The following is a 24758-nucleotide window of genomic DNA, read 5'->3' on the forward strand; positions in this document are numbered from 1 at the left end:
ACATAAGGGGGTGATGGGAGAGTGATGGCCTCCGCTCAGTTCGCCGTATTCCTGGTCGCCGCCGCGCTGGCGACAATCGTTGTGGCCGCGATGTTCCTGCCCGGGGTGGCCCGGGTGTTCCTCATCGCGCAGACCGCGCACTGGTCGCTGTCGTTCATCGCGCGGCCGGTGGTGCTGCTGTGGGTCAAACCCGTTCCCGGCTTCGGCGACAATGTGCCCGATCCGCGGCTGTACGAGTACGGCTACGACGACGGCATCGCGGCGGTGCTGCAGCCGGTGATCTTCGGCCTGTGGTTCTACGCGGGCCTGATCATCGCCTACGTCCTGTGGGTACGGTCGCGGCCGCCGCGGAACCCGCCGCGCACAGCGCCTTTCGCGGGGGACCCGGTCTTCACCCAGACCCTGTTCCTGCTCTACGGCATCGGCACCCTGGGCCGGCTGGCCGCCTACGCGACCGGCTCCACCGGCAAGGCCGGTGAACTGGAGAGCCCCAACCCGCTGATCAACCTGGTCACCATTCTGGCCACCCTGGGCGCGGTCGGCCTGATCGTGTTCTTCCGCAGCGACTCCGGCCGCGCCACGTTGCTGGTGCTCGGCGCGCTCGTCGGCGGTGAACTGCTGTGGACCGCGACCGTGCAGTCCAAGACGCCGATCATGGGCGCGGCCCTGGCCATCGCCGTGCGCTTCGCCATGACCGGCTGGACCCGGCGCACGGTGATCGCCGTGCTGAGCATCATCGCGCTGGCGCTGGGCGGCTTCGGCTGGCTGCAGTCGCTCAAGACCGATTCCGCCGCCAAAGCCGAAGCGGCGCAGGTGGATGCGCAGTATCCGGCGGTGGTGCACCCGTTCCTGAGCATGCTGCGTCGCTTCGATCTGCTCGAGGCCGCCACCGACGCCTGGTTCGCGGGCCCCCACTCGTGGCTCACGCCGCAGCAGGTGGCGGTGCACGCCTTCCAGAGTCTGATCCCCACCCAGCTGCTGGGCGCGGAGAAGTTCCGCTCCGGCGCGGCCTGGGCCGAGCAGGTGCGCGGCGGGTCGGTGGACATGTCGACGGTGGAGGTGTCGCTGGCCGAGGGCAATATCAACGAGGGGTATGTGCTGGGCGGCTATATCGGGGTGGCGGTGGGGGTCACGATCACGTTCGTGCTGCTGCTGATCTGGATCCGGGCCCTCTACAGCAAGTACCTGGCCATGGCCATCCTCGGCTTGTCGGTGATCGAGGTGCCGGTGCTGTTCGAGCGCGGCATCCTCGGCACCGTCGAGATGCTCGGCAAATATCTGCAGGCCGTGGTGCTGGCCTGGACGGCGTATCTGGTTGTTGGTGAATTCCGAAGACGAGTGGAGCAGCCGCCGGGGGCCGGTGTTCCATCCGGGAAAACGAGGACAGCGCAATGGGTTTGATCGACTACTGGCGGCTGCTGCGGCGGCGCTGGCCGATAATCGTTGCCGCGGTGGTGATCTGCACGGGGGCGGCCTACGGCTACGCGAGCACCCTGCCGACCGAGTACACGGCGACGAGTTCGGTGTACGTGTCCATGGCGACCGGAACCTCCGTCAACGACTCCTATCAGGGCGGGCTGGCCGCACAGCAGCGGGTGCGCTCGTACGTCGACCTGGCCAATTCCGTCACCGTCGCCACCTACGTCCACGACCAGCTGGGCCTCAAGGCCTCGGTGAACGATCTGCGCGGCCGGATCTCCGCGGTCTCGCCCCCGGCCACCACGATCATCGTCATCACGGTGAAGGACTCCACCGCGGCCGGGGCGCGCACCCTGACCGACGAGGTGGTCTCCCAGTTCCGGGCGCTGGTCTCGCGGCTCGAGGTCACCCAGACCGACGCCGCGCCCGCGGCCCGCGCCGAGGTGATCGACAAGGCGCAGACCCCGACCCAGCCCAGCGCCCCGCAGAAAACGCGCTTCTACATCCTCGGCGTGCTGGCCGGGCTGATGCTGGGCGTGGGCGCGGCGGTGGTGCGTGACAAGCTCGACAAGCGGGTGCGCACCTCCACCGAGCTGGAAGCCTTTCTCCCGGTGCCGATCCTGGGCATCGTGGACGACGGACGGCCCGGCGCTGCCGGGGAGCTCCGGCGGCTGCGGACCCGGCTCACCGAGGATCCCGAACTGGTCAGCCTCCTGCTGACCTCGCTGTCCCCGCAGTCGGAACCGGACGTGTCGATCGGGCTGGCCCGCACCTTCGCCGACACCGGCGCGCGGGTGGTGCTGGTCGACGCCGACACCACGGGGCACGGGTCCACCCGGCGCACGCCCGCGGCCGCGGCGGCCGGGCTCTCGGATCTGTTACGCAGCAACGGGAATCCCTCGGCGGCGGTCATGCCCTGGCCCGAGGTGGGGATCAATGTGCTGCCGCTGGGTGGCGTGGATTTCCGCACCCCCGACCTGCTCGACTCGGAGCGCTTCGCCGACATCATGTCCAAGCTGCGCAGCGAGTTCGACTACATCATCGTGGAGTGCGCGCCGGTGACCGCGGCGGCCGACGCCATCGCGCTGGCGCGGCGCTGTGACGGCACCATCGGCGTGATCGAACTCGGCCAGACCACCTCCAATCAGGTGCGCGGCGCGGTGGCGACCTTCGGCCACGACAACAGGCGGATGATCGGGACCGTGGTGTTCTCGCGGCCGCACAAGAGCGTCGGCGAGTTGGTCCGCCATCCCCTCGATCTGGTGAAGCGGTGATCGGGGGCGGCGGGGGGACCGACCAGGCGGGACCGGACGGCGAGGCCGATACCAGCGGCGGCGTACGGCGACGGCGCATGCTCATGGCCGGGCTGGGGGCCGCGGCCATCCTGCCGGTGGCGGCAGCGTGTTCGAGCGGGGATGCCGGGGACGGCGCCGAGTTCCGGTCCCCGCACGTCACCGATCAGCCCTCGGCCCGCAATGTGAAGGACTTCGGTGCGGTCGGGGACGGGAAGGCCGACGACACCGAGGCTTTCGAGAAGGCCGCGGCGGTGAGCGGCCGCCCGCTGGTGCTCTACATCCCGGCCGGTCAATATCAGCTGACTCGCTTCCCGGCGCTGTCGGACTACGCGACGGTGCTGGGCGACGGCGCGGACGTCACCACCATCAACTACGACGGCGACGACACCTTCATCGCATTGCAGCGCAAGCAGCGAGTCCGCTTCTCCCGCCTGGGTTTCTACTTCTCGGGCACGAAGGCGACCGCCGTGCGGCTGTCGGAGTGCTTCCGCTGCACCTTCGATTCGGTGGTGCTGCGCGGGAATCACCTCAGCGACAACGCGCCCCGATTCCAGGAGCAGCGCGGACTGGTGCTGGACCGCAATACCGGCGGCACCACCGTCATCAACTCCGACATCAACAATTTCGGCTTCGGGATCGTCACCTCCTGCATCCAGAACTATGTGACGTCGTCGAAGCTCACCAACAACCGCATCGGCGTGCTCGGCACCGGCGGCGATCACAATGCCGGATTGGCGATGGCCAATGTGGAATTCGTCTCCGACAACGACCCCCGCACCACCGACAAGCATGTCTTCGTCGACGGCCCGGCCAATGACTGGTGGCTGACCAATGTGTGGTTCGAGGGGGCCGACACCGCGCTCGCCATCGGCGGCCCGGCGGGCGGACCCGCCCAGTTCGGTCTGGTCAACTGCAAGGTGGCCGCGCGCAAGGTGTGCCTGGACCTGATCCGCTGCCGCCAGCCGTATCTGGCCAATGTGCAGTTCGATCCGGATCTGGACGCGCCGCCGATCGAGGTGCGGGTCGATCCCAAGGGCGTGGCCGAGGGCACCGCCATCAACCTGATCTCCGGGTCGTTCGAGGACGTGGACCCCAAGTCCTTCCCCGACGGCTGGCACGTGATCGGGCGCGGGGCGATCCACGGGGCGCGCTTCGCCGGAACCACGGTGGCGCAGGCCTTCCAGCCCGGCACCGACATCTTCCAGGTCCAGGACCGCGACGGCACGGTGCTGTCGGCCGTATTGAACAGTGGGGCTTATCTTTCCGATCGCAGCGAAGGGGGAATCGTGTTGAAGGACTCGGCCGGGGTGTACTGGCGGATGTCGGTGGGGACCGACGGCGCGGTCAAGACCACGTCGCTGGGAAAGCAGCGGCCACACTCGTGAGCGGGCCGCCGACAGCACTGCGTCTGGGACCGGCGCGACTACACGGCAGCACGCTGCTGCTGCGGCTGCCGCGCTACACCGACTTCGCGCAGTGGCGGGCGCTCCGGCTGCGGGATCGAGCCTTCCTGGAACCGTTCTGGCACACCTCGCCCCGGTGCTGGGCCGAACGGCACACCGAGAAGGCCTGGGTGCGTGAGTGTCTGGAGGCCGCCACCAATGCCCGCACCGGACGTCGGGTGGCCACCGTCATCGAGATCGACGGCCGCTTCGCCGGGCAGGTGGAGATCGGCAATATCGACGATCGGGCCAAGCAGGGCGAGATGGGGATCTGGATCGACGCACGGCTGGGGCGGCACGGCTTCGGCGGCATCGCGGCGGGCCTGATCCTCGACTTCGCCTTCGACGCACTCGGTTTGGAGCGCGTGAACGCGCCCATCTCGCCGGGGAACGCGGCCGCCACCAGTGGCGCGGTGCAGATCGGGTTCGTGCGGGAGGGCCGGATGCGGCTGCACTTCGATGTCGGCGGGGCGCGGGCCGATCACGATCTGTGGTCGATGACGCGGGCGGAGATCCCACCCAAGGGGTTCACCGAGATGTGGACCGAACGGACCCTCGAACACCGCACCCCGCCCGCACCGCCCGGGAAGCCCGAAGACACGCTGCCCGACCCGGTAATGCCCGATGCCGCAATGGTTTTCGGCGTCCAGGCTCGCTATCGCGCCGGGCAGGTGTGGCGGGCCGCGCAGCAGCTGCTGCCCGCCCGGCCGGTGACCTTGCGGCTGCCCGGTCACGACGGGGTGGTGCTGCGTTCGGCGCGGCCCGCCGACGGCCCGATGCGGGCCGTCGCGGTGCGTAACGCGGGACCCGTGGCCGCCGACGGAATCGGTAGCAGCGGAACGGCGTGGCTACGCGAAATCGCCCTCAGCGCAGCGGGTGTCCGCTCCCCCGCCGGTCTGCTGTTCGTCCTCGACGTCGCGGGCGCCTACGCCGGCACCGCCCGGCTGTTCGACCTCGACCTGTTCGATCGCAATGCCCGGATCCACGTGTGGACCGATCCCGCCCGCGCCGACGACGCCGTGCGCACGGCCGCCACCCGGGCACTGCTGGGCTACGCCTTCGACAGGCTCGGACTGTTCCGGGTCAGTACGGCCGTGGCGGCCACGGACACCGCGTCCGCCGCCGTCGCCGCCGACGCGGGCCTGCACAAGGAGGGAACCATGCGCAGCTACACCGGACTCGACGGACACCGCGGCGACCACGACCTGTGGGCCGTCACCGCCGGGGGTGATCACCATGCGTGACTACCGGCGCAGCAATGCGATGCAGGCGCGCCTGCACGACCTGGTGCCGGGCGGCGCGCACACCTACGCCCGCGGCGCGGACCAGTACCCCGAGGACATGGCCCCGATCCTGGTGCGCGGCAACGGCGCCCGGGTCTGGGACGCCGACGGCAACGAGTACGTCGAATACGGCATGGGCCTGCGCTCGGTGACCCTGGGCCACGGCTTCGCGCCGGTGGTCGAGGCGGTGGCGCGGACCATCGCCGACGGCGTCAACTTCTCGCGGCCCACCGAGCTGGAACTGGCGGCGGCCGAGGACTTCCTGAGTCTGGTGCCGGGCGCGGACATGGTGAAGTTCGCCAAGAACGGCTCCGACACGACCACCGCGGCCGTGCGGCTGGCGCGCGCGGCGACCGGGCGGGAGAAGGTCGCGATCTGCGATCAGCCGTTCTTCTCGGTGGACGACTGGTTCATCGGCGTGACGGAGATGAACGCGGGGATCCCGGCCGCCCCGACCGTGAAGTTCCGGTACAACGACCTGGAATCGCTGGAAGCCGTGCTGCGCGGCGAGGACATCGCGTGCGTCATCCTCGAACAGGCCACGGCCCTGGCCGATCCCGCGCCGGGCTTCCTCGAAGGCGTCCGCGCCCTGTGCGACGGGTACGGCAGCCTGCTGATCTTCGACGAGATGATCACCGGGTTCCGCTGGTCGGCAGGTGGGGCGCAACAGCTCTACGGCGTGGCGCCGGACCTGTCGTGCTGGGGCAAGGCCATGGCCAACGGCTTCCCGCTCTCGGCGCTGGCCGGGAAACGCGAATACATGGAACTCGGCGGTCTGCGTACCGACGCCGACCGGGTGTTCCTGCTGTCCACCACGCACGGGCCGGAAACCGCGTCGCTGGCGGCCTTCCGGGCCGTCGTGCAGGCCTACCGCGACGGTGATCCCGTGGCGCGCATGGAGGCGTCCGGCCGCCGCCTGGCCGCCGGGGTGAACGCCATCGCCGCCGATCTGGGCATCGCCGACCATCTGGAGGTGGCGGGCCGGCCATCGTGCCTGGTGTTCCTCACCCGGGACCCGGAAGGCGTTCCGTCGCAGCCGTTCCGGACGCTGTTCCTGCAGGAACTGCTGGATCGCGGGGTGCTGGGCCAGTCCTTCGTGAACTCGGCCGCCCACACCGACGCCGATATCGACCACACCGTCGACGCCTGCCAGTCGGCGGCCAAGACCTACCGCAAGGCGCTCGAGCAGGGCACGGTCGCGGGGCTGCTCACCGGGCGGCCGGTGGCCCCGGCACTGCGGCGCACGGCCGCACCGCGCCGGCTCGCGGATTGATCGAGGAGTTCTGATGTCGGCACCCCGGATCGCGCTGGTCCACGAACGCTTCACCGAATACGGCGGCTCCGAGGCGGTGGTCGCGGAGTTCATGAAGACCTGGCCCGGCGCACCGGTTTTCGCGCCCATCACCGACCCGCGGTGCACCCGCACACTGCTGGAGGCCGCGGGACTGAGCCCCGAGACTTCCGGCACGGGCGGCCCATACGCCCTGTCCACGCCGGCGAGCAAGCTGGTGCGCGACACCTGGCTGTCGCGGGCCTACACGGCCGGCGGGCGACGCTCGCACGCCCCGCTGCTCCCGTTCGCGCCGAGAGCCTTTCGCGCCCTCCCCCTCGACGACGCCTACGACGCGGTCGTGGTGAGCCATCACGCCTTCGCGACCCAGGCCGCCTTCGCCACCACCGCACCGGTCATCGCGTACGTGCACAGTCCGGCCCGCTGGGCCTGGGACAGCGCGTTCCGGGCCCGCGAGGCGGGAGGCCGGGCCGGGCAGGCCGTGCTGACCGGACTGGGCGCGCTGGCCCGGCGCAACGAACTGCGGGCCGCGCCCCGGCTCGCGCACGTGGTCGCCAATTCCCAGGCGGTCGCCGATCGGGTCCGCGACTGGTGGGGGCTGCCCGCGTCGGTGGTGAATCCGCCGGTGCGCGTTGCCCGTTTCGCCCCCGATCCGAGTATCGAGCGCGAGGACTTCTTCCTCTTCGCGGGCCGCCTGGTCCCCTACAAGCGACCCGACCTCGCCATCGCCGCCGCCCAGCGGGCCGGGGTGCGCCTGGTCATCCTCGGCGACGGCCGCTACCGCCAGCAGCTCGAGGCGATGGCCGGCCCGGAGACCACCTTCCTCGGCGCGGCGTCCGATGACGTCCTGCTCGACATGTACCGGCGCTGCCGCGCGCTGCTCATGCCGGGCGTGGAGGACTTCGGCATCGTCCCGGTGGAGGCCATGGCCTGCGGCGCGCCGGTGCTCGCGGTCGGCGCGGGCGGCGCGCTGGACACCGTGGTGCCCGGCATCTCCGGCGAGCACGTCCCGGCCGGGAACGACGCGGCGGTGATCGACGGATTCGCGCGCGCCATGCGCGATTTCGACCCGGCCGCCTATCACGCCGACACCATTCGCAAGCATGCCGCCACCTTCTCCCCGGAGGCGTTCCGCACCCGAATCGCCGACATTGTGTCGCGCAATTCCCGCTGACCGACTATTCATGGATCTGCAACAGCCATCGCGCTCGATAGCGTCAGCGGCGGCGTCATCATGGTCCAGGAGTAGCCAACATGCCCACCGTCCCCCTCGTCGATGCCCACATGCACCTGTGGGACACCAGCGCACACGCCTGGTACCCGAGTTTGGCGAGGTTCGTCGATGCCGGAAAACCCGAGATCGCGCAGAACTTTCTACCGGCCGACTTCGACCGCGGCCTCGGCGGCATCCGGGTGGACGGGCTGGTGCACGTGTCCGCGACCACCGCGCCGCACGCATACCTGGCCGAAACCCGGTGGGCCGACGGCATCGCCGATGCCGACCCGCGGCCGTTCGCCCTGGTCGGCGGCATCGACCCGACCCTGCCCACAGACGAGCTGATCGACCATCTCGACCAGCAGGCCCGCACCCCGCGGCTACGCGGCATCCGGGCCTTCGCCGGGCTGTCGCCGAACACGCCCGCCGCCGACGCCATCGCGGGCTGGCTGCAGGAACGCGACGCGGTCTTCGATCTGGTCGCCCAGCCCGGCGAGATCCTGGACTGGATCGACTTCCTGGCGGGCTACCCCGATCTGCGGGTGGTGCTCGAACATCTGGGCTTCCCGCAGGGCCGCTCCTCCGAGGCCCGCACCGCCTGGCACAACGCGATCTCCCTGGCCGCCAAGGAGACCCAGTGGCTGTGCAAACTGTCCGGGTTCGGACTGATCTGCCGCGACCTGTCCTGGCCGACAGTCGAGTACTGGCTGGAATCCAGTGTGGCGCTGTGGGGCTGGCGGCGACTGATGTTCGCCTCCAACATGCCGGTGGACTCGATGGCGGGGACCTACACCGAACTGGTCACCACCATCGATCAGGCCGTCACCTCCGATGCCACCGAGCAGGAGGCGGAGTACTTCTACCGCACCAACGCCTTGGACACCTACCGGCCGCAATAGCCCCGGAGCCGACGGGGCGGCGACGAAGCGCCGCCCCGCGTGCCGCTATGTCCGGTACCGGAACAGGATCCGGCCCCGGGTGAGGTCGTAGGGACTCAGCTCGACGAGCACCCGGTCCTCGGGCAGGATCTTGATGTAGTTCTTCCGGATCTTGCCGCTGATGTGCGCCAGGACCTGATGCCCATTGGGCAGTTCGACCGTGAACGTGGCATTGCGCAGGCACTCGACCACGGTGCCCTCGATCTCGATGCCCTTGCCCTTCTTGCCCGGACTCGTCATCGCAGCACCAGTTCCAGGCTGCCGCCGACCCGGCGCGCGCCGACACTGTCGAACAGCGCCAGGGCCGCCGCGTTGGACTCGTTCACTTCGGTTGTCGCGGTGGGTATTCCGCGATCGTGCAGTGCGCCGAGCGCTCGGGACAGCATGGCCCGGCCGATGCCGCGACGCCGCGCATCGGCCCGCACCGCGATCAGTCCGATGCGCGGCAAGCGCGTCACCTGGACCACGCGCAGCAGTCCGACGTAGCGATCGGCCTGCGCCGCGGCCACATACAGCTTCGGATCAACCACGGTGTCGCCGCCGGGCCCACGCAGGATCTCGGCGGGCATCTCCTGCCAGCCGATCGTCGATTCGATCTCATCGCGAATGAACCGGTCCACGGCGCGCAGGGGTTCTTCCTCCGCGCGGCCCGCGGGCACCACCGTGATGTCCGGGGGCGGTGTCACGGCCCCCAGTCCGGTGGTCGTGGGATCGCTGGGCACGAGGTACTCCCACTCCCGCCTCCGGGTCACGAAACCCGCTCGCCCCCAACAGGACAGCAGTCCGCCGTCCGCCTCGTCGACCACGGTGTGCAGTGGCCTTCGCAGGGCGGCGAGCATGGTCGCCGCGATCTGATCGAAGACGTCGTCGTGCCACGCGTCGATACTGACGAACAGCCGCCCATCGGGCCGTTGTGAAACCTCGCCGCACCCGACCACCTGGTCGTTCTCGACGGCTTCCCACCGCGTCAGCTCGACCCGGCGGATATCTCCAGAATTAGTGTTCATCGGTCGTCACCTTTCGGGATTTGCCTACTCGGACAGGCGCTCCCGGCGACGACTAGTTCGTTCGCCCATCCGCGACCACGAGGGGGAGCCCCCACATCGGTACTGTGTGCACGGGTCTCACCTCCTCGCCTGATGTCACGGTGGTCAGCACGCTAACAGGCCACTCCCACACCTGCCCACCGATTTTTCTACCTGCGGTTATTCCGGTCCTCGGCGATCGCGTTACCTTCCCGGCGCGGCCTCCGTCATAAGACCGACGACCGAACGCGGTCGCCGACCGATGAATGGAGGACTGGATGCTGACCGACATCATGTACGTGACGGTCTACGTGACCGATCAGGACCGCGCGCTGGCGTTCTACACCGACGGCCTCGGACTCGAGAAGCACAGCGACTACCCGGGTCCCGACGGCCGCTTCCTGACCGTGCGCGCTCCCGGGAGTCCGGTGGAGATCATCCTGTGGTCGCATCCGTCCGCCGCCGGGCAGCCAGGCGGCGGATCCGAGGTGCTCGCACCGGGCCCGGTTATCCTCGAGTCCGATGACCTGCGGAAGGACTTCGAGGTGCTGCGTGGCCGAGGCGTGACGTTCCTCGACGAGGAACCCGAGGACTACCCGTTCGGGATTCGCGTCGAGGCGGTGGATCCCGACGGCAACCGGATCTCGCTGCGGCAGCGCCGGGGGCGGTAGGGACATGGCCGAATCCGGTTCGACGGCCGAATCCCCTTCGGGGACTGTGGCCGAGGCGTTCGAGGCGCACCGTGACCGGTTGCGGGCGGTCGCGTTCCGCGTGCTCGGCTCGCACGCCGACGCCGAGGACGCGGTCCAGGAAGCCTGGCTGCGGCTGGCCCGCCAGGATGCCGCGACCATCGACAATCTGGCCGGGTGGCTCACCACGGTCGTCGGCCGGATCAGCCTGGACACGCTGCGTGCGCGGCAGGCGCGGCCCGAGGTGTCCCAGGACGGCACGCCCGCGTTCGCGATCACCGCCGATGACGGCCCGGAGCCGGGAGATATTGCCGCCGTGGCCGATTCGGTCGGGTTGGCGCTGCTGATGGTGCTGGATTCGCTGGGACCGAGCGAGCGCCTCGCGTTCGTCCTGCACGACATGTTCGCGGTGTCGTTCGCCGAAATCGGCCAGATCCTGGGTAAATCCGCCGACGCCACCAAGATGATCGCCAGCCGCGCGCGCCGCAAGGTCCGCGACACCGACCGCCCGGTCGCCTCGCGCCGCGAGCAGCGGGCCGTGGCCGAGGCCTTTCGCGCCGCCGCGATGGGCGGCGACTTCGAAGGACTGCTGCGCGTCCTCGATCCCGATGTCGAACTGACCGTGGCCACCCCCGGCGGCGTATTCGTCACGCTCGGGGCCACCGACGTCGCCACCCGGGCACGGATGTTCTCCGGTGAGGTGGTCCGCCACCAGCCGGTGCTGGTCGACGGCTTGCCCGGGTACATCTCGTGGCGGGCGGACGGCGCCGCTCGATCGGTCATGTCGTTCGCGGTCGTCGGCAACCGCGTCACCGCCATCGCACTGCTCGTCGACCCGGCCCGCCTCGCCGCGCTGCGACCGGACCAGGCCCCGACCGACGACCGGGAGAGCGCCGAACACTGACGGTCAATTGCCGGAATCGGCCACGCGGTTGATCTTCGACCGATACGTTGGCCGAAATGTCCAGTTCGGTCGGGTGATGGTGGTCGCTATGACGTCTCGCGGGTGGGGTGTGCGCAATGCCGGTGTCGCGGCGTCGGTCGCGGTCGTGGCCGCGATGACGGTCGGCGGACCGGCGGGTGTGGCCGCAGCCGGGACACCGGGATGCGATGCGCCGCAATGGGTGAGCGGATGGATGGCCGCGCCCTCGGACGCCTTCGGGGCGGTGGATCCGTCGATGGTGCCGCAGGCGCACGTGGGCGGACAGACCTTCCGGCTGGTCGCGACACCGCACCTGGGCGGGTCCGTGGTGCGGATCCATCTGAGCAACCAGAATCGGCCGGTCCCGGTCGAATTCGCGCACGTCACCCTTGCCGAGCAGGCGGCGGGCCCGGCGATTCGCGCCGAGACGCTGCGGGAGGTGAGCTTCGACGGGAGTTCCCGCGTCACGGTGCCCGCGGGCGGTGAGGTGGTCAGCGATCCGATCGAGTTGACGTTCGAGGCTTTTCAACCGCTGGCGGTGAGCGTGTACGCGCCCGGGCTGGCGGTGCTGCCCACCGAGCACTTCAACGCCAATGCCACCAGTTACTACAGCCTGCCGCTCGCCGGCGACGCCACCGACGAACCGTCCGGTGCGGCCCTGCCGCTGCCGACCACCTCGATGCCGTTCCTGTCGGGCCTCGACGTGCAAGCGCCCGGCACCACGTCGACCATTGTCGCGTTCGGGGATTCGATCACCGACGGCTATGTCGGCGCGACCTACCTGAGTGTGCCGCAGGACCCGGGCGTGGTGGACCGCAATGTCCGCTACCCCGACTTCCTGCAACGCCGCATCGACCAGGCGGGCCTGCCGTTCACCGTGGTCGACGCCGGGATCAGCGGAAACCGGGTCACCCGAGACGGATTGATCCCGCAGTTCGGCCCGGCGGGCGTGAGCCGGGTGCAGCGCGACGCCATCGCCAAGGCCGGAGTCACCGACGTCATCATCCTCGAGGGCATCAATGATCTCGGCGTCCCGATCGGCGTCGATGCCGACCAGCTGGTCGCGGGCTACACCGACCTGATCGCGCAGCTGCACGCCGCCGGGCTGGCCGTGCACCTCGGCACGATCATGCCCGCGGGCAACGCGCTCTCCGACGGCATCGCCACGCTGCCCCTCGCCGGGCCGGTGCGGCAGCGGGTCAATGCGTGGATCCGCGCCCAGACCCTGTCCGACAGCGTCATCGATTTCGACGCCGCCCTGCGCGATCCCGCCAACCCCGATGTCCTCGCGCCCCGCTACGCCGGCGCCGACAATCTGCACCCCAACCCGGCCGGATACCAGGCCATGGCCGAGGCCATCGATCTGAACGCCTTCCGCGGCCGCTGCCGCTGACCCCGCACCCGCCTCCCGTGTGACTCGGATCATGGCGGGACGGCGACCGTCCCCCGGTCACGGCAAGTGTGACTCTTGTCGGCTTCACTCCGTAGTAGACCGATCGTCATACTGAACTCGGTACCTACTGATGAGTAACACCGAGGAAAGGTGGAGGTCGATGAATCGCCGTCGAGTGGCAATCGGGATTGTTGTCACCGGTATCGCGTTGAGCGCACCCCTGCTGGGCGCGGGCTCCGCGGGAGCGACTCCGGTGAGCGGCGGCTGCCATTCCGGCGACCGCGTGCCGACCTCCGATCCGCACACCTACGACTCGTGCATCGAGGGCGAGTGGGGCAACCTCCGCCAGTGTCCGCCCTTCACGATCGTGACCCAAGCGGTCGACGGCGACGTCCGTTGCGTCAACGAATAACCGCAAACAATTCGCAATCGAAACAAGTGAGCGGCCGCTCAGGACAATTGACCAGTTGCCCGCGAATTGCCGAACGCGCCTCCGAGTTACATCAAACCCGTTGTTACACATATCAACTCGAATAGCCCCGAGGTGACCAGTCACACAGGGCCGGAACGGCCATTCAGCTTGAATGGCAATTCGCGGAACCGTAAAGTTACCGACCAGTTAGGCACGATGGTGTTCCTACCTCGGCCCGACATTCTGCTAGGGGGCCGATCACACAACGTCCGCATCCACCGACGCATGTCGGACGAACCCCGTTGGGTATCAACAGGTTCGTAATAAGGAGGGGACGATGACTTCCTACATCGTCACGGGCGGAACCGGATTCCTCGGCCGGCGGCTCATCGCCGGACTGCTGGAACGCGACCCGGAAGCCGTGGTCCACGCACTGACGCGGGAGGCCTCGGTGGCCAAGCTGCGCGAGATGGCGGCGGGCTGGGGCGCCGAAGACCGCGTGTTCCCGCTGGTCGGCGATCTGACCGCGCCCGACCTGGGGCTGATCGACGACGCGCCCCGCGCCGACCACGTGATCCACCTCGGCGCGGTCTACGACATGACCGCCGACCCCGAGGTCACCTACGCCGCCAATGTGCGAGGCACCGCCTCGGTGATCGCGCTGGCCCGCGAACTCGGCGCGGTCCTGCACCACGTGTCCTCGGTCGCGGTCGCGGGCGACCACCGCGGCAAGTTCTTCGAGGACGACTTCGATCTGGGCCAGGGCCTGCATTCGCCCTACCACCGCACCAAGTTCGAAGCCGAGAAGATGGTGCGCGAGGCCGCGGACCTGCGCTGGCGGGTCTACCGCCCGGCCATCGTGGTCGGCGACTCCCGCACCGGCGAGATGGACAAGATCGACGGGCCCTACTACTTCTTCCCCGCCATCGCCGGACTGGGCGCGCTGCCGTCGGAACTGCCGGTGCCGATCCCGGATCTGGGCTCCACCAATATCGTTCCGGTCGACTACGTGGTCGGGGCCATGCTCGAACTCATCGCCAAGCCGGGTCTGATCGGCCGCACGTTCCACCTGACCAACCCGGAACCCCAGCCCTTCACCGAGATCTACAACGCGCTGGCCCGTGCGGCCGGCGCCCCCACCGCGATCGGCACCGTGCCCGGCTCGCACACCGCGCTGCACGCCCTGGGCGGACTGCCGGGCGTGCCCACGGTGCGCGATTTCCTGTTGGAGCGCTTCGGCATTCCCGCCGAGGTCGCCCCGCACACCGCCTTCGAGTCGACCTTCGTCTCCGAATCCACCCGGGCCCACCTGCGCGGCACCGGCGTCGAGGTCCCGGCCTTCGAGGACTACGCCGAGACCCTGTGGTCGTACTGGCGCACCCACCTCGACCCCGACCGCGCCCGCCGCCACCACGGCGGCCTCGGCGGCCGGGTCGTGCTGATCACCGGCGCGTCCAGCGGCATCGGTTTGGCCACCGCGCACGCCGTCGCCAAGCGCGGCGCGACCGTGCTGATGGTGGCGCGCACCGAGGAGGACCTCGAGGCCGCGGCCGCCGCGGTGCGGGCCGACAGCGGTGCGGCGCAGGCGTATGTCTGCGACATCACCGACGAGAAGTCGGTGGAGCTGCTGGTGAAGCAGGTGCTCGCCGATCACGGGCACGTCGACTACGTGGTCAACAATGCCGGACGCTCGATCCGCCGTTCGGTGCTCAACTCCACCGACCGCATGCACGACTTCGAGCGGACCATGGCGGTCAACTACTTCGGCGCGGTGCGGCTCATCCTGGCGCTGCTGCCGTCCATGCGGGAGCGCCGCTTCGGGCACTTCGTGAACATCTCCTCGATCGCGGTGCAGACCAAGGTGCCGCGCTTCGCCGCGTACGTGGCGAGCAAGTCGGCGCTGGACAACTTCAGCGAGATCGCCGCGGTCGAGAACGCCGACGCCGGAATCACCTTCACCTCGGTGCGCATGCCGCTGGTGCGGACCGCGATGATCGCGCCGACCGATCTGTACAAGTCGATCCCGGTGCACAGCCCGGATCAGGCCGCCGACATCGTGGTGCGGGCGCTCGAGCACCGGCCCAGCCGCATCGACACCCCCATCGGCACCTTCGCGCAGTTCGTGGACACGGTCATGCCGTCGGTGAAACGCGCCATCCTGCACCAGGGTTACCGGATGTTCGGCGAGTCCAAGGCGGCGCGGTCGCAGCCGAAGACCGGGCACCCGGCGGTGGACGCCGAATCCACCACGGCGAGTGGTGAGAGCGCGGCGGAGAGCACCGCCAAGCCCGATGCCCGCAGTCCGCTGCTGGCGCTGGCCCCGATCGTGCAGCCGCTCATGGGCCTGCCCGCTCCGGCGGCCCGGATCACCAACCGGATTCCGGGGCTCAACTGGTAATCATTCTGCCCGGCAACGGTATTCAGATCCGACAGGCCGGGTGAACAGCACCACACAGAGTTCGGCCCGGTGCGGGACAGCGCACCGGGCCGACTCGTGCGATACCCGCGGCTCGTTGTGGGATGAGGCCCCGAGTGCCGTGACACCCGACGCCCCGCGAAACCGCGGGTACCCGGGCCCTGCTCCGGGGTCTCGCGGGCGGGTCCGCCGAGACCGCCCGGGAGCCGGGCCCTTCCCCTCCCCGGGGTCAGATGTGGTCCGCGGCGAAATTGGCCGCGGCCACCAGATCACTGCCGTAGGCGACGTGCGCGTGGGCATTGAGGCCGGAACCGCACACCGGGTCGCCGCCGACGCACCAGTCCCCCGTGCGGGACAGGAACTCGCCGGGCACATTCCAGCCCAGCCCGCGGACGGGGTCACCGAAGAGCAGGACCGCCGCCACCCGGTCGCCGAGGTAGCGCGGCAGCTGGACGCGGCCCGGGTACCAGGACACCACGCCGGTGCCCAGCGCGGCCTGCACGACGGCCGCGCCCTGTGAGTAGCCGACCAGGACGAACTGCTGTCCGGGGCAGGCGGCGGCGCGAACGGTCAAGTGCCGCACCAGATCCGCGCTGCCCGCGCCGACGTCGAAGCTGTAGTCGGCGGGGTAGTTCACGCGGTAGGCGGACATCGAGATGGGCAGCCGGTCCTGCAAGACGCCGAAGAGGGGGTCGCCGATCTGATCGCCGAGCCAGCCGGGTTCGCCTGTGCCCCTGGCCACTACGACGTCCACATCGGCGCAGCCCTGCGCGTGGGAACTCGGTTGTGGCACGAACACGGTCGCGATCGTCAGCATGATCGCGACACCCCATGCCGTACGCCATCTTCCAGACAGCAGCACCTTCCGGTCGCCCATCGTCCTCACCTCTCACGTCGTTGTGAGAAGTCCGGTGACTCTTGTCATTGACTAGAGAACGATCACCGGACCATGTGACCCAAGGTAAGAACGCTCCGGAAGGGCGGCAACGAATTCCACTGGAGAGACACCTGATTGGTACCCAACCGTTTCAGCATGAAACTTGTTATCTACGTGCAACTTTGGGGCAACAAAACGACCTCGGACCGGATTCGGAGCACACCGCGAACCGCACGCAAAATACAACCGGTTCTCATAGTGTGTTGGTATGGAACGACTTACCGGGCTCGACGCGAGCTTCCTCTATTTCGAAACAGACACCCAACTCCTGCACGTCTGCGCATTGCTGATACTCGACCCCGCCGCCGACGGGGTCACCTATGAGCACGAGGCGTTCAAGGCCGAACTCGGCCGGCGGCTACATCTCATCCCGGCCATGACGCGGCGGCTGCACGCGGTCCCGTTCAACCTCGATCACCCCGTGTGGGTACAGGATTCGAACTTCGACCTCGACTACCACGTGCGGCGGCTGGCGCTGCCCAGCGGAGCCGGGGACCGCGGGCTGGCCGAACTGGCCGCCGACATCGCCGGACGCCCCCTCGACCGCGCCCGCCCGCTGTGGGAGATGTGGGTGGTGGAGGGCCTGCCGCACGGCCGGGTGGCGGTGGTCTCCAAGTACCACCACGCCATCGTGGACGGCATCACCGGCACCAACATGATGATGCACCTGTGCGATATGCAGCCGGGCGTGACCTACACCCCGCCCGCCGAGGACACCACCGTCGAGGCCGAACCCACCGATCTACAGCTCGCCGGTGAGGCGCTGCTGAACCTGCCGGGGCGCCTCGGCATGGTCGGCATGGTGCCCAAGACGGTCGGCATTCTGGGCGGGCTGGTGCAGCGGCGGCGCGAATCCGGCCGCCGCGGTATGCCGTTGCCGTTCACCGCGCCCCGCACGCCGTTCAATCGGGCAATCACCCAGCATCGGGCCATCTCCTTCGAACAGACCGAGTTGTCGGATATCAAGGAGATAAAGACCGCCTTCGGGGTGAAGGTCAACGACGTGGTGCTGGCCGTCGTCGGCGGCGCGCTGCGCAGCTACCTCGAACTGCACGACGAACTGCCCGAAACCTCGCTCATCGCCTCGGTTCCGGTGTCCACCCACGACACCTCACGCCACGAGGAGGGCACCAACAAGGTGTCGACCATCTTCGCCCGGCTCTACACCGAGATCGAGGATCCGGTCGCGCGGGTGCTGGCCATCGCCGAGGACAATCGCGGAGCCAAGGAGGAGCACAACCTGATCGGCGCGGACTTCCTCCAGGATTGGGGAAAGTACGCCCCGCCCAACACCTTCCAGCTCGCCGCGCGGGCGTACTCCTCGCTCAAACTGGCCGATCACCACCCGGTGGTGCACAACCTGGTGATCTCCAATGTGCCCGGGCCCAACTTCCCGATGTACTTCCTCGGGGTGCGGGTGTCGTCGATGTATCCGTTCGGACCGGTGTTCCACGGCGCGGGCCTGACCGCCACCGTGATCTCCAACAACGGCCACCTGGACTTCGGCTTCATCGCCTGCAAGGAACTGGTCCCCGATGTGGACACGATCGCCGACGCCGTCCCCGAGGTGATCACCGCGCTGCTCAAGGCCGCGCGCGAAAAGGGCTGAGCCCGAACCGAGTGGCTACCGTCTAGAGCCGCTCCGCCACCGACTGCACGGCCTCGAGGAACACCGGGACAAAGACGTCCGCCTCGAGTGCGCAGGCCGCGTGGCCCGCCCTGGCGAGGAAGATCTCCGCTCCCGGAATCGCTTTCGCCATCTCCAGCTGACGGAAGACGGGCAGCGCCCGATCCCGCGTGGTGATCACCACCGCCGTCGGCATCTTCAGCGTCGGCAGCCATTCCGACGCATCGAACCGCCCCAGCACCGCGAGCGCCTGCGCGAGCGCCCAGCCGCTGGTGGCCCGCAGTTCCGTCATCGCCCAGCGATCCATCCGGCCCACCGGCCACGAGGACTCCGGCAGCGTGGGCAGTTTCTCGCGGCGCAGCTCCGCGCGGCGGAACGACCACTCCGAGAACAGGGCGGCCGTCGCCGACCAGCCCCGATGGAAGGCGCGCTCACGCCACTTCTCCTGGAAGCGGTAGGTGGTCGCGGCCAGGACCAGACCGCCCACCCGGTCCGGGTGCCGGTGCGCGGCCAGCTGGGCCACCACGCCGCCCATGGAGTAGCCCGCCAGGATCGGGCGCTCGACGCCCACCGCGTCGGCGACCGCGATCACGTCGTCGGCCAGATCGTCGAGATCGAAACGCTCGGAACGGATTCCGTGACCGTGCCAGCGCTGGTCGAACAGGACCACCCGGTAATGGGCGTTCAGCTCACGCAGCGAGGGGAACCAGTTGAGCATGGCGGTGGTCGCCATGCCGTGCAGCAGCAGGACCGTCGGCGCGTCCGCGGCCGGGCCCGGCAGGTCCACCACGTAGGTGGCGCCACGACCGGGCAGCTCCACCATCTCGCCCTGCGGCACCTCGGTCAGCCGGGAGATGCGCGGCGACAGGCGGCGGCCGCGGCGGGGCGCGGCGGGCGTGGTCGGATCCGAGCTGGGGTTCGTCATCGAGGGCCTCCCGGCACACCGTCGCGGCGGTCGAACTGGAACACGTTTCACTCGATGATGCCATACCGCGGGCGCGGCGGCCGGTTACGGCGTGCAGGGCGCGGGGGCGTCGACCACCGTGGTCACGACCACCGGGGCCGCGGGCGGCAGTGGGGTGCCGGACGGCTCGACCGAGATGTCGTAGAGGTGAATTCCGGTGCGGCGCAACTGTCCCGGCTCGATCGATACCCCCGGGACATAGGCGACGTGGCCGTAGATGTCGGTCACCTGGGCGGTGAACGGGCCCCGGCCCATGCCCGACACGGTCCAGTAGTTGTCGTAGCCGCGACGCATCGGGCGGTAGTCGCCGCCGGAATCCGGGCGCAAGGCCACTTGCGCGAGCGGATTGCCGGTGCCGGAGAACAGGATTCCGATCCAGCTGGTCGAGGAGCTCTGCTGGACGCGGTAGAACAACTCCGGCGCGGGGTTCGGGTCGCGAACGGTGCTGATCCTGACCGGCGCGACGCCGTCGACGGAGTCGGCGATCGCCTCGAACGCCGAACGGCTCAAGTCGTATTGGTCCGGGCCGCAGCCGGGGCAGCGGTCGACGACCTGGGCGCGGACACTGCCCAGCGGGCCGTCGATGTCGACGTAGGAGCCGCACGGGGCGGAACCGTCGTATCGGCTGGTCGGGACACCGACGTAATAGCCGTCAGGCGGCAGATCCGGCAGCGAGCAGGCGACGCCCGGACCGAAGGCGTAGAACCGGGCCTCGCCCCGCTCCAGAGGCGGTTCCGTGTCCACGGTTCGAATCTGCTGAGGAGTAACCGCAGTCGGCGCGGGTGCGGCGGGCAGCGTGACGACCGTTGGCGTCGGCGCCGCCGTGCTGCAGCTCAGCGACTGCGGTCTGATCCACCACGTGGCCAGTCCCACCACCACCGCTCCCACCAGAATCGTCCACAACCACGGCCTGCCAGGATGGACCTCTTCGTGTCCGGTGCGGTGCATGGCCGGTCCCCAACCCTCCGAATTGTGTTTGCTGACGCGATGCTGCACTCCCCTTCAGGAAAGCAGCCGGGACGGTAACGTCGAGGTCGAATGGCGATTTCGGAGTGAAAAGCGCGGCGTGTTGGCGGTGTGTCCGTGATGTAGAACCTGGGGCCCGGTCGCTGCGTATGTCCGGATGTCCACATCTCCGACGTCCGCACGCCTCAGGAGAGACCGCCATGGCCCAGCTCGCGCCCTATTACCGGCAGGTCCAGGCCCACTACGACCTGTCCGACGACTTCTACGCGCTGTTCCTCGACCCCTCCATGACCTACAGCTGTGCCTACTTCGAACGCCCGGGCCTGACGTTGGAGGAGGCGCAACTGGCCAAGATCGATCTGGCGCTCGGCAAGCTGGGGCTCGAACCCGGCATGACCCTGCTCGACGTCGGCTGCGGCTGGGGCTCGACCATGATCCGCGCCGTGCTCACCTACGGCGTGCGCGTCATCGGACTCACCTTGAGCCGCAACCAATTCGAGTACGTCCGCACCGAACTACGCGATCTGGGCATCTCCGAAGCCGAAGTGCGCCTGCAAGGGTGGGAGGAATTCGACGGCACCGCCGACCGCATCGTCAGCATCGGCGCCTTCGAGCACTTCCGCAAACAGCGCTACCCCGAGTTCTTCACCCGCTGCCACCGCATGCTCCCGCCCGGCGGCCGCATGCTGCTGCACACCATCATCGGCCACACCCTCGCCGACCTGCGCGCCGCCGAGATCCCGGTGACCCGTGAGGACGCCCTCTTCCACATCTTCGTCAAACGCGAGATCTTCCCCGGCGGCCAACTCCCCCAACCCAACACGGTCCTCCACGAGGCCGAAGCGGTCGGCTTCCGCACCACCCGCATCCAGTCCCTGCGCCCCCACTACGCCAGAACCCTCGACCTGTGGGCCGCCGCCCTCGAGGCCCACCACACCGAAGCCGTCCGCCTCACCTCCGAAGAGGTCTATCAGCGCTACCGGAAGTACCTCACCGGCTGCGCCCACTACTTCCGCGCCGGCCACCTCGACGTCATGCAGTTCACGTTGCAGAAGTAGACCGGCCGAGGAAGGCCAGCAGCCGCTCGTGAGCGGGTGCGTCGACGGACGGCGGTCGCGCCGGGCCGAACATGCCGGGGCGCCGGAAGGTGTCGAAGTCCATGGATTGCATGACGGTGAGCAGGTAGTCGGCTTGCCGCTCGTCGATGAGGTGCCGCTGTCCGGTGACGACGGCGAGATCGATGCCGTGGACCAGGATTTCGGTCAGGTGGATCAGGGCGGCCATGGGGCCGGGCACCGGTCCGAAGCCGAGGCGGACGGTGGTGTCCAGCGCGCCGGGGCGCGACCAGGCGGCGCGGTCGAGGTGCGCGGCGGTGGCGTAGGCGGTGCGGTGGCGGGTGCCGAGCCAGTCGGCATGGTGGTCGCCCTCGGGGTCGGTGTGGGTGAGTTCGGCGGCGAAGACGCGCACGCCGCCGACCAGATGGTTGAGCTCGAATCGGACATCCCAGCCGGGGCAGAGCGAGGGCAGGCCGAGCTGCGGGTCGCCGATGCCGGCGACGATGGCGCCGGTGGTGTCGAGGGCGTCATGAATGCGGTCGACGAGGATGGGGGCCACGGTGTTCATGGTGGTGTCTTTCGATGCGATCGGAGGAGGTGAATCCATCGAGCCGGAACGGTTCCGTCTCGTCTACTTCGAGAACGCTACGGCCGTTCCAGTCGATACGCAACCGTTCCGTCTCGTGTTAGCGTGGATCACATGCCCAATCCCCCGCGCCGCACCTCCGGCGGCCCGGTCTTGCAGGACGACCTGACCGAGGCCCTCACCACCGCCTTCTTCGAGGAGCTCGCGGCAGTCGGCTACGGACGCCTCTCCATCGAGGCCGTGGCCCGCCGCGCGGGCGCGGGCAAGGCGGCCGTCTACCGCCGCTGGCCCTCCAAACAAGCCATGGCCACCGACCTCATCACCAAGGTCGCCGTAGACGCCGCCGACACCCCCGACACCGGCTCCCTCCGCGGCGACCTCCACGCCTTCCTCACCGCGGCCGCCGCCGGCCTCCGCCACCCCCTCGCCTCGAAGATCATCCCCGACCTCCTGGCCGAAGCCGCCCGCGAACCAGCCCTGGCCGCCACCCTCACCACCGGCATCGCCACCACCCGCCGCGACCGCGCCACCACCCTCCTCCACCGCGCCATCACCCGAGGCGAACTCCCCGACGACCTCGACATCCCCCTCGCCCTGGACTTCCTCGCGGGCCCCCTCTACTGGCGACTGACCATCACCGGCATCCCCCCCGAACCCACCTACCTCGACAACCTCACCACCATGCTCCTGACCGCCTTCCGCGCCAACCCCTTTCCGACCTAGCGGCGACGCGCACTGGCCGGCGCGACCGTGACCATCGCCGCGCCGAAGATGATCAGGTCGGCGAGGGGGACGTACCAGGCGGGGTAGTCGTAGCCGGCCGCTTCGACGTGTGCCGTCTGTCGATCGGTGATCGCGTCGGCTGCGCGAATGATCCCGCCTCACACCATCATCCGAGGATAGGTGCGCGTCGGGGGTTGCGCATCCGCGTTCGGGCGGAGTTCATTCACCTACCGTGGTAGGAGATCCCGGGCCGCCGAAGGCGGTGCGGAGGAAGGCGACGAGTTGGGTGCGGACTCGGGTTCGGGTGAGGCCGTCGGTGCCGGCGCGAAGGGCCGAGAGGAGGGCGGAGACCAGGAGGGAGAGGAGGACTTCGCCTGCTATGGCGGGGTCGAGGGTGGGGTCGAGGTAGCCGTGGGCGATGCCCTCGCGGATCCGGGCCACTGATTCGGCGGCGTAGGCGCGGGCATTGCGGAGGCAGCGGTCGAGGACGGCGTCGTCGATCGAGGAGGCTTCCAGGAGAAAGAAGTTCACCAGACCGGGTTCGGTCGCGACCAGGTCGTAGCAGCGGTCGATGACCCGGGCGTAGCGGTCACAGAAGGCGTCCAGGGTGGTGGGGGTGCTGTCGCCTTCGGGGCCCAGGAGGAGGTCGCGGATGTGGAGGAAACTGTGGTCGATGACGGCGTCGAGAATGGCGCGCTTGTTCGGGAAGTAGTTGTAGAAGGTGCCGTGGCTGACGCCCGTCGCGGCGGCGATGTCGTCGACGGAGATGGAGCGGAACCCTCGGGCGACGACCAGTTCGTAAGCGGCGGAGACCAATTCGGCGCGACGGCGGTCGGCTCGGGACAGGCCGGGTCGGTCGCGGTGCGGGTCGGGGGCGGCGGTCATGGGGGCGGGCTCGGGGGCGCCGGCGGACTCAGGGGGCGCAGGGTTCGGTCGAGGTAGGCGAGGACCGCGGTCATGCTGCGGTCGCGGATGGCCGGATTGCCCGCCCCCAGCAGTTCCCGCATGAGCCACGGGCCGACCAGGGTGGGGATGGTGTGGCCCAGCACTTCCGGATCGATGTCGGGACGGATCCATCCTGCCTCCAGGCCGCGGGTGAGTTCGGCGGCGATCAGGGAGGCGGTGAGGGCCTCCAGGCCGAGCAGGCGGTGCGCCAGTTCGGGATCGATGGCCCCGGCCTCGACCACCAGCAGCCGCAGCACGCGCGGCTCGCGTTCGAGCAGGTCGTAGAGGCGGGCCACGGCGGCGCGGACCGCGGCCACCAGGTCGTCCACGGTGTCGGCCGCGCCGAACACGGTGTGCAATCGCATGGCGTCGGTCACCTTCTCGATGCCGAGATCGATGACGTGGTCCAGGATTTCACGTTTGCTGCCGAAGTAGCGGTAGACGGTGCCCTGGCCGATGCCGGCGCGGGCGGCCACCTCGGAGATGGCGGTGGCCTCGTAGCCGTGCGCGGTGAACACCTCGTAGGCGGCTTCGATGATCTCCCGGCGGCGGCGCGCGGGGAGTTCGCGCTGCGGCGGGCGGCCGATGCGTGCCGAGGCTATTTCGCGGCCCCGCCCTTCACACCGGCGTCCTTGGGGCCGTAATCGGTCACCAGCCACTCGCCGTCGCGCCCGGCCACCGTCACCACGAGCAGGTTCGGCACCGTCGCCGGCTCGGGCTGCTGCACGTTCTGGGTGCGCTGGGTGGCGTACACGGTGACCGTGTACTGGTCATTGCCCTTGGCCTCCACCGAGGTGCCCACCACGTCGCCGGAGGCCACCACCTGGGCATCGGTCATGATCTTGGCGAGGGTGTCGTGGAACTGGGTGTACTTGTCGCGCAATGGATCCGATGCCCCACGCTGCACGCCGTCGAAGAAGGCGGGCAGGTTGCGGTAGTCGTAGGTGAGCGAGCGCAGCGTGTAGTCCTTGGCCACCTGCGCGGCGCGATCACGATCGGCATCGCGGGACTTCAGCGCGTCGTAGTCGCCCGAGGCGTTGTGCCACAGCACCCCCAGCACCACGGCCGCGATCGCGAACAGCGCCGCGGCCGCCGCCACCAACGGATTGAGTCGTTCACCGATCCCCTTCGGGGACACCGTCTTCGGAGATTCCTCGACGGTCTCCCGCGTGTCGGGCTTGTCGGTCTCGGTCTGCTCGGTCTCGGTCACGATC

24 protein-coding genes are annotated in these 24758 nt (G+C 69.3%); 15 read left to right on the forward strand and 9 right to left on the reverse strand.

Translation table 11 applies throughout. The features are described 5' to 3' along the window. The first annotated feature begins 24 nt into the window (after positions 1 to 24). The 7 genes from ACFRAQ_RS26215 (at position 25) to ACFRAQ_RS26245 (ending at position 8845) form a co-directional block, all read left to right on the forward strand. Positions 25 to 1401 carry a hypothetical protein gene (locus ACFRAQ_RS26215; protein ID WP_379104123.1) on the forward strand — a complete coding sequence of 459 codons (1377 nt, stop codon included), beginning with the start codon at positions 25 to 27 and terminating at the stop codon, positions 1399 to 1401. Continuing rightward, positions 1392 to 2693: a GNVR domain-containing protein gene (locus ACFRAQ_RS26220; protein WP_379104126.1), complete on the forward strand. Its 1302-nt coding sequence runs from the start codon at positions 1392 to 1394 to the stop codon at positions 2691 to 2693. Before ACFRAQ_RS26215 ends, ACFRAQ_RS26220 begins: the two co-directional genes overlap by 10 nt. A 77-nt stretch (positions 2694 to 2770) precedes the next feature. Further along, positions 2771 to 4099: a glycosyl hydrolase family 28-related protein gene (locus ACFRAQ_RS26225; protein ID WP_379104947.1), complete on the forward strand. Its 1329-nt coding sequence runs from the start codon at positions 2771 to 2773 to the stop codon at positions 4097 to 4099. Next, the gene (locus tag ACFRAQ_RS26230; protein WP_379104129.1) at positions 4096 to 5400 is read left to right on the forward strand and encodes a GNAT family N-acetyltransferase; all 1305 of its coding nucleotides are present in this window, start codon (positions 4096 to 4098) and stop codon (positions 5398 to 5400) included. The genes ACFRAQ_RS26225 and ACFRAQ_RS26230 overlap by 4 nt, the downstream gene beginning before the upstream one ends. Beyond that, complete coding sequence (locus tag ACFRAQ_RS26235) at positions 5393 to 6712, forward strand: glutamate-1-semialdehyde 2,1-aminomutase (RefSeq protein ID WP_379104131.1); 1320 nt, start codon at positions 5393 to 5395, stop codon at positions 6710 to 6712. Before ACFRAQ_RS26230 ends, ACFRAQ_RS26235 begins: the two co-directional genes overlap by 8 nt. 13 nt (positions 6713 to 6725) lie before the next feature. Continuing rightward, on the forward strand, positions 6726 to 7904 hold the full coding sequence (locus tag ACFRAQ_RS26240; protein WP_379104133.1) for a glycosyltransferase: 1179 nt from the start codon (positions 6726 to 6728) through the stop codon (positions 7902 to 7904). An 80-nt stretch (positions 7905 to 7984) separates the two neighbouring features. Next, the gene (locus ACFRAQ_RS26245) at positions 7985 to 8845 is read left to right on the forward strand and encodes an amidohydrolase family protein (protein WP_379104135.1); all 861 of its coding nucleotides are present in this window, start codon (positions 7985 to 7987) and stop codon (positions 8843 to 8845) included. Positions 8846 to 8890: 45 nt separating this feature from the next. Here the strand turns inward: ACFRAQ_RS26245 and infA are convergent, their stop codons facing one another. Both infA and ACFRAQ_RS26255 read right to left on the reverse strand, forming a co-directional pair. Further along, positions 8891 to 9124, reverse strand: coding sequence for a translation initiation factor IF-1 (gene infA, locus ACFRAQ_RS26250; RefSeq protein WP_379104138.1), 234 nt, complete (start codon positions 9122 to 9124; stop codon positions 8891 to 8893). Beyond that, positions 9121 to 9891: a GNAT family N-acetyltransferase gene (locus tag ACFRAQ_RS26255; RefSeq protein WP_379104140.1), complete on the reverse strand. Its 771-nt coding sequence runs from the start codon at positions 9889 to 9891 to the stop codon at positions 9121 to 9123. Before ACFRAQ_RS26255 ends, infA begins: the two co-directional genes overlap by 4 nt. A gap of 296 nt (positions 9892 to 10187) precedes the next feature. Here ACFRAQ_RS26255 and ACFRAQ_RS26260 point away from each other — a divergent pair, with 296 nt between their 5' ends. From ACFRAQ_RS26260 to ACFRAQ_RS26280, 5 genes are all read left to right on the forward strand, one after another. After that, positions 10188 to 10580 carry a VOC family protein gene (locus ACFRAQ_RS26260; protein WP_379104142.1) on the forward strand — a complete coding sequence of 131 codons (393 nt, stop codon included), beginning with the start codon at positions 10188 to 10190 and terminating at the stop codon, positions 10578 to 10580. Between the two features lie 4 nt (positions 10581 to 10584). After that, positions 10585 to 11502, forward strand: coding sequence for a sigma-70 family RNA polymerase sigma factor (locus tag ACFRAQ_RS26265; protein ID WP_379104144.1), 918 nt, complete (start codon positions 10585 to 10587; stop codon positions 11500 to 11502). An 88-nt stretch (positions 11503 to 11590) separates the two neighbouring features. Further along, positions 11591 to 12913, forward strand: a complete 1323-nt coding sequence (locus tag ACFRAQ_RS26270; protein WP_379104146.1) for a GDSL-type esterase/lipase family protein — start codon at positions 11591 to 11593, stop codon at positions 12911 to 12913. Between the two features lie 160 nt (positions 12914 to 13073). Continuing rightward, a complete protein-coding gene (locus ACFRAQ_RS26275) occupies positions 13074 to 13325 on the forward strand; it encodes a hypothetical protein (protein ID WP_379104148.1) in 252 nt (83 codons plus the stop codon). 337 nt (positions 13326 to 13662) lie between these two features. Beyond that, complete coding sequence (locus tag ACFRAQ_RS26280) at positions 13663 to 15723, forward strand: SDR family oxidoreductase (protein WP_379104150.1); 2061 nt, start codon at positions 13663 to 13665, stop codon at positions 15721 to 15723. 247 nt (positions 15724 to 15970) lie between these two features. On the opposite strand, the gene ACFRAQ_RS26285 is transcribed toward ACFRAQ_RS26280, so the two are convergent. Next, on the reverse strand, positions 15971 to 16618 hold the full coding sequence (locus ACFRAQ_RS26285) for a cutinase family protein (RefSeq protein ID WP_379104152.1): 648 nt from the start codon (positions 16616 to 16618) through the stop codon (positions 15971 to 15973). Positions 16619 to 16886: 268 nt separating this feature from the next. Between ACFRAQ_RS26285 and ACFRAQ_RS26290 the strand changes: the two genes are divergently transcribed. Next, positions 16887 to 18287, forward strand: coding sequence for a wax ester/triacylglycerol synthase family O-acyltransferase (locus tag ACFRAQ_RS26290; RefSeq protein ID WP_379104156.1), 1401 nt, complete (start codon positions 16887 to 16889; stop codon positions 18285 to 18287). A 22-nt stretch (positions 18288 to 18309) separates the two neighbouring features. Here the strand turns inward: ACFRAQ_RS26290 and ACFRAQ_RS26295 are convergent, their stop codons facing one another. Continuing rightward, entirely contained in the window at positions 18310 to 19230 is a 921-nt protein-coding gene (locus ACFRAQ_RS26295; RefSeq protein ID WP_379104159.1) for an alpha/beta fold hydrolase, read from the reverse strand. A gap of 84 nt (positions 19231 to 19314) precedes the next feature. Beyond that, a complete protein-coding gene (locus ACFRAQ_RS26300) occupies positions 19315 to 20013 on the reverse strand; it encodes an expansin EXLX1 family cellulose-binding protein (protein ID WP_379104161.1) in 699 nt (232 codons plus the stop codon). A 422-nt stretch (positions 20014 to 20435) separates the two neighbouring features. Here ACFRAQ_RS26300 and ACFRAQ_RS26305 point away from each other — a divergent pair, with 422 nt between their 5' ends. Beyond that, a complete protein-coding gene (locus tag ACFRAQ_RS26305; protein ID WP_379104163.1) occupies positions 20436 to 21293 on the forward strand; it encodes a cyclopropane mycolic acid synthase family methyltransferase in 858 nt (285 codons plus the stop codon). Here the strand turns inward: ACFRAQ_RS26305 and ACFRAQ_RS26310 are convergent. After that, a complete protein-coding gene (locus ACFRAQ_RS26310) occupies positions 21277 to 21858 on the reverse strand; it encodes a TIGR03086 family metal-binding protein (RefSeq protein ID WP_379104165.1) in 582 nt (193 codons plus the stop codon). The two genes, ACFRAQ_RS26305 and ACFRAQ_RS26310, sit on opposite strands and share 17 nt — an antisense overlap. A 132-nt stretch (positions 21859 to 21990) precedes the next feature. Here ACFRAQ_RS26310 and ACFRAQ_RS26315 point away from each other — a divergent pair, with 132 nt between their 5' ends. Further along, positions 21991 to 22599 (forward strand): TetR-like C-terminal domain-containing protein, encoded by a 609-nt coding sequence (locus ACFRAQ_RS26315; RefSeq protein WP_379104167.1) that lies wholly within the window; start codon positions 21991 to 21993, stop codon positions 22597 to 22599. A 219-nt stretch (positions 22600 to 22818) separates the two neighbouring features. On the opposite strand, the gene ACFRAQ_RS26320 is transcribed toward ACFRAQ_RS26315, so the two are convergent. Genes ACFRAQ_RS26320 through ACFRAQ_RS26330 form a run of 3 tightly spaced genes read right to left on the reverse strand, consistent with a single transcriptional unit; the run spans position 22819 to position 24754 of the window. Continuing rightward, entirely contained in the window at positions 22819 to 23484 is a 666-nt protein-coding gene (locus ACFRAQ_RS26320; protein WP_379104169.1) for a TetR/AcrR family transcriptional regulator, read from the reverse strand. Beyond that, positions 23481 to 24203, reverse strand: coding sequence for a TetR/AcrR family transcriptional regulator (locus tag ACFRAQ_RS26325; RefSeq protein WP_379104171.1), 723 nt, complete (start codon positions 24201 to 24203; stop codon positions 23481 to 23483). Before ACFRAQ_RS26325 ends, ACFRAQ_RS26320 begins: the two co-directional genes overlap by 4 nt. Beyond that, positions 24143 to 24754, reverse strand: a complete 612-nt coding sequence (locus ACFRAQ_RS26330; protein ID WP_379104173.1) for a hypothetical protein — start codon at positions 24752 to 24754, stop codon at positions 24143 to 24145. The genes ACFRAQ_RS26325 and ACFRAQ_RS26330 overlap by 61 nt, the downstream gene beginning before the upstream one ends. Positions 24755 to 24758 lie beyond the last annotated feature (4 nt).

Origin of the sequence: Nocardia sp. NPDC056611 (assembly GCF_042792755.1) — a bacterium.
Lineage (GTDB): Bacteria > Actinomycetota > Actinomycetes > Mycobacteriales > Mycobacteriaceae > Nocardia.